The sequence below is a fragment of the bacterium genome (genome assembly GCA_029210545.1).
Lineage (GTDB): Bacteria > BMS3Abin14 > BMS3Abin14 > BMS3Abin14 > BMS3Abin14 > JARGFV01.
Genome location: JARGFV010000165.1, coordinates 1 through 4,546, shown reverse-complemented (window position 1 = coordinate 4,546; position 4,546 = coordinate 1). Strand labels below are relative to the sequence as shown.

5 protein-coding genes and 1 pseudogene are annotated in these 4,546 nt (G+C 59.4%); 1 reads left to right on the top strand and 5 read right to left on the bottom strand.

Translation table 11 applies throughout. The features are described from left to right. Window positions 1-376: 376 nt before the first annotated feature. The 3 genes and pseudogenes from P1S46_11800 to P1S46_11790 form a co-directional block, all read right to left on the bottom strand. Entirely contained in the window at window positions 377-1,039 is a 663-nt protein-coding gene (locus P1S46_11800) for a DoxX family membrane protein (protein MDF1537152.1), read from the bottom strand. A gap of 27 nt (window positions 1,040-1,066) precedes the next feature. After that, a pseudogene (locus tag P1S46_11795) lies at window positions 1,067-1,406 on the bottom strand (acetyl-CoA synthetase). 16 nt (window positions 1,407-1,422) lie between these two features. Continuing rightward, the gene (locus P1S46_11790) at window positions 1,423-1,977 is read right to left on the bottom strand and encodes an XRE family transcriptional regulator (protein MDF1537151.1); all 555 of its coding nucleotides are present in this window, start codon (window positions 1,975-1,977) and stop codon (window positions 1,423-1,425) included. A gap of 268 nt (window positions 1,978-2,245) precedes the next feature. Here P1S46_11790 and P1S46_11785 point away from each other — a divergent pair, with 268 nt between their 5' ends. Next, window positions 2,246-2,776, top strand: a complete 531-nt coding sequence (locus P1S46_11785) for a 4Fe-4S dicluster domain-containing protein (GenBank protein ID MDF1537150.1) — start codon at window positions 2,246-2,248, stop codon at window positions 2,774-2,776. Window positions 2,777-3,241: 465 nt separating this feature from the next. On the opposite strand, the gene P1S46_11780 is transcribed toward P1S46_11785, so the two are convergent. Continuing rightward, window positions 3,242-3,808 (bottom strand): hypothetical protein, encoded by a 567-nt coding sequence (locus P1S46_11780; protein ID MDF1537149.1) that lies wholly within the window; start codon window positions 3,806-3,808, stop codon window positions 3,242-3,244. A gap of 195 nt (window positions 3,809-4,003) precedes the next feature. Further along, the gene (locus tag P1S46_11775; GenBank protein ID MDF1537148.1) at window positions 4,004-4,462 is read right to left on the bottom strand and encodes a hypothetical protein; all 459 of its coding nucleotides are present in this window, start codon (window positions 4,460-4,462) and stop codon (window positions 4,004-4,006) included. Window positions 4,463-4,546 lie beyond the last annotated feature (84 nt).

Sequence of the window (4,546 nt, the reverse complement as noted above, 5' to 3'; positions counted from 1 at the left end):
CAGGGTCGCAAAAAGTCCAATCCGGGACTTTTCGCTCCACGGAAAGGGAAAAGCGTCGTTTTCCCTTTCCTTACAAAGACTGCTGTAATATCGCCAAAGTCCGGATAGGACTTTGGCTCAACGGGAACCGAAAAGCGTGGTTTTCGGTCCCCTCACGGATCGAACACACAGCCATTGGCACTCGATCCGGGCGCCTCTCCCAAGCGCGGCAGTTTTCACCTGTCATTGATTTGGGCGCCCCGCGCGGGGCGCGTTGATGGACTTTTTGCGAGTCCATCAAAGCTCATCAAAACGTGCTTACACAAATACACCGATATCCCATTATCCCGGTACGTTCCGAAGGAACCTCAGGCTCCTTTTCCCCCCGCTCTCCCTCTCACCCGCTCGCCCTCTCCGGTCTCCGGTACCGCCGTCTCAGGTCGGGCCAGGCCACAAGGTAGAGGGCGCCCAGGAAGAGGTATACGTCCCGGACGAGGGCCTGTCGCAGGCTCGTGCCCGCCGCGGCCGCCTCTTCCTCGGAACAGGTCTCCTCGTCCCCGGCCGGCTGAACCGGACCCACGAAAACCTCGGTGTCGTCGAAGAGGCCGACCGCCTCCTGGTCGGGGATCTCGAGGATCAGCCTGTCTTCGGCCTGCCCGTCCTTCGGGGCTGTTTCCGCCTTTTTCCCGGTTTCCGTGGAAAAGCAGCCGCAGTCGATCTCAAGGCCCGTCGCCACCCCGTAGCCGACGACGCCAAGGAACAGGATCATCATGGCCAGGAGCCCCAGGATGGCCCAGCGGCGGTTCAGGAGGGTTCCCAGGCCGGCCGCCACCTCCATCGCCGGCAGCCCGACCGCGGCGCAGGGGATGAAAAAGGCCGGAAGGATTCCGTAGGCCGCGACGGACGCGCCGAACCCGGCGATGTCCGCGAGCTTGGGCACGCCCGAGTAGATGAAAAGCCCCCCCATGAAAAGGCGGACGGCGTGGTAGACAACAGGGGAGAGAAGAAACCGCGTCGGGAGATTTTCCAGCATCTGTGATGGACCTCTCTTCACGCTCATGTGCCCAGGCTCCCCGCGCCCCCGCGGTCAGGCGTCCGGGAACATTTCAGCGGCCCTTTCGGGGAGCTTGTACTTCTGGATTTTGCCGCTGATGGTCTTGGGCAGCTCATCCACGAACTGACCTCGCGCGGGTACTTGTATGGCGCCGTGACCCGCTTGACGTGATCCTGCAGTTCCCGGACCAGGTGCTCCCCCGGCCAGTAGCCCGCAGTGAGGGCGCAGGTGGCCTTCACCGCCTGTCTCCGTTCCGGATCGTCCACCGCCGTCACAGCGCACTCCAGGACTGCGGGGTGCTCCAGCAGGGCGCTCTCCACATCTGAAGGGACCGATACTGACTGTTTTCAACGAACGTGTCGAGCGCCCGTCCCCCCTTCCTTTCCCTTTCAGACCACCACTGCAAGGAAGGTCGCCGGTTTTCCGCCAAGGGCCTTCATCCCGTGGGGAAGGTTTGCGTCGAAGTAAAGGGAGTCTCCCTCGTTAAGGATATTCTCCAGCGCGTCGACGAGCACCATGACCCTGCCCTCGAGGACATAGGTGAACTCCTGTCCATCGTGGGTGTTGAGTGGAACCGGTTCGTCCAGCCCCTTGGGATCCACCGTCACGAGAAACGGCTCGGCCCTCTTGTGGGCGAAGTTGTACGCCAGGCTCTGGTAGGCGTAGTCACTCCTTCTCTCAACGCTGACCCCCTTGCCCTTCCTCACCAGCTGGCAGAGGTGAAGCCGCGGCTCTTCCCCCGTGAGCAGTGCGACCAGCTCCACACCGAAGCGGGCGGCAAATCCGTAAAGGAAACTGATGGGGATGTCCGTCTCGCCGCTCTCGTAACCGCGCAGCGTGTCGGGAGCCACGTTCATCTCCGCGGCCAGGCTCGGGACGGTGACGCCCGAGATCTCACGAAGCTCCCTGATCCGGGACGCAACCATCCTGATGGTCTCTGTCATCCTGGTTTCCCCCTTCCTGACAATGGACCTTGCTGCCCGCAAGCCCTTCAAACCGTGCGGTCGGGACCGCCGGACGGTGGGTAAACATTGGCGATTTTACTATCATCAACGCAAATGACAAGATTTTTTCCCAAGCCTGGCGCATGGACCGCAGCCGGCGGGGGAAACTCTGTTTTTCCTGCCAGCAAAGCAATGGTATGCGAATATTAAAATATCATGTTGAACACTCGAAGCCGAGCACGAGTCCAAGGACTGGCTCAAGATCCTCGTGAAGTTCCTCGCCTGGTTCGCCTTCCTGGCCCTCGCCTTCGTCCTGATGCGCAAGGGGAAGGTCACGCCCAAGGTACGGAAGGGCCTTTACCTTGCTTCCATCCTCATCTTCGGCGTCATTTTAGGTTCCGACCCCTCGGCCATGGGCACCGTCAAGGACGCCATCGTGCTCTTCGCCTCCAGGGGAGTTATCTTCCCGCCGCGCATGATCGCCCTGGCTTTATTCCTGCTGACGGCCAGCCTCTTCATCTACCGGCCGTGGTGCCACCTCTTCTGCCCTTTCGGGCTGGTGGGATGGCTGGTGGAAAAGATCAGCATCTTCAGGATCAAGGTGAACTACGACTCGTGCATCGCCTGCGAGGCCTGCTCCAGGGCCTGCCCGTCCACCGTCATGGAGGCGATCCTCAAGCGGGAGAAGACCATACCCGACTGTTTTTCGTGCGGAAGCTGTATCGAGGTGTGCCCGTCGGGCTCGGTGAGCCTGGATAAGGGGAAAAGGCAGGTGGTTCCGGCAGGGAAATTCGACTAAAGTATGCCTCGCGACCGTTCTCACGCCACTGACGTGATCACTTCCGACTTCGCTCTTGGGGCGTCGCTTTCAGCTTCCGTCCTCGCTTGTAGCCATGACGTGACAAGATGCCCTCACGAGTCGAGCTTCGACGGACAGGCAAGACGCAAAGAGGGACGCGAAAATCTGACATCCTCTAAGGCAAACATCGAACCTGAAACCATTTTCACCGCCAAGCACGCCAAGCTCGCAGAGGAATCTGTGGCCGTCCGGCACCAGAGCCAAGGATTTCACCACAGAGGACAGAGTACACAGAGGAAGGCTAATTCGGTGACCGCAAAGTTTCACCAAAGAAGAACATCAACATGGATCCCTCACCGGCCCATTCCAAGGGGAATGGGTTTTCCTCTGCGTTCTCCGCGTGCTTGGCGGTTAGATTAGCTTTTCCAACTTCAGTTCTGCAGCTGTCAGCTAACCGCTATGTTCTCAAGGCTTAGAGCTTGCAGCCTTGAGAACATCTTCCATGATCCGGTCCCCCGTGGTGTCCAGGGCAATTCCCAGAGCGCTGACCGTCTTGCCCCAGGTGGTCTTGCCGCTGTTGACCCGGGCGAAGATCTCGGCTGGAGATGGCTCGATCCGGGAGGAGACAAAAAGGCTCAGGGCAACTGTAGCGGTATCGGCACCGGCCTTTCTTAACCCGGAAATGGTCTCGTTATCCGCCCTGTAGGTCCGGGCCAGAACACGATCCGCAAGAGCAGCCGCCATGGCGTCACGGTCGCCGGCTTTCTCTGCTGCCTTATATGCTGGTGATCCAGTATCGGCCTTTCCTGCTTCGCTGGCCAGGTAGCTTTCCAGCCACACGTCCGTCTCTCCTGCCCCGGTCATGCGCATCTTGACAACCTGCCCCTTCGTGATCCCGGCCGCCGCAGCCACAAGGCTGTTCCTGGCCGTGGCCAGGACATATGGGTCCGCTGAGGCCGGCTGGGCCGGGTCGAAGGCCCGATCTTTAAAACAGTGACAATTCGAAAAGGCTGCACCAGGTAAAATGGCCATGAATGCTGATAATATTGTGCTAACCAGTATAATTTTCGGAAGATCTGGTCTTGGTCGGTTCATGGTTATTTCCTTGCAGCTTTTCGAATGGGGAAGAACCAGGATGTTTGTCGCTCATAAAATCTGGACTGCTTTCAAGTTATCCGGAACCGGATATTCAACGGTTGAAAAGTGCACGTGCTTTTTAAGCACTTTTCAACGGTCCATCGTCAGCAGTTCTCTGGTGGAGGTGGCCTCCCACACGCCATTCACCATTTCGAAGGTGATCCGAATCCCGCTGCCGCTGCCCTCCTGCCACTCCCGGTCCATGAGTTCCCGGACCCGGTCGGCCTGCCTGTAGAAAACACCAAAGGCCACCCGGACATCGTAGCCGCCCTCTGCTTTACCGGCGTACCGTGGTTTTCCGTAGACCCGGTAGCTCTGCCCGGCCGCCTCGTGGCAGTTGTGAGACTCCCGGTCGAACGTGTTCATGGGGATCACACCCTTGAGTTCCCCCATGGAAGACTCCCGGATGGCGTCCTGCTCGGCCTGAAGGGCGGCAATGTACGCCTGGGCCGACTCCTTGAGCCCCTCGGGCCAAGGCCCGGCCGCGTGGGCCGATAGTGGCTGAAAAAGGAGAGCCAGGGAAATTATTGCCATGGAATAGATCTTCAATCGGAACCTCACTCCTCAGTCGCCTTGCCGGAACGAAAAACTCCTCTCGTGACTATGTCCGCTCAACCCCGCCTGATTCATGAT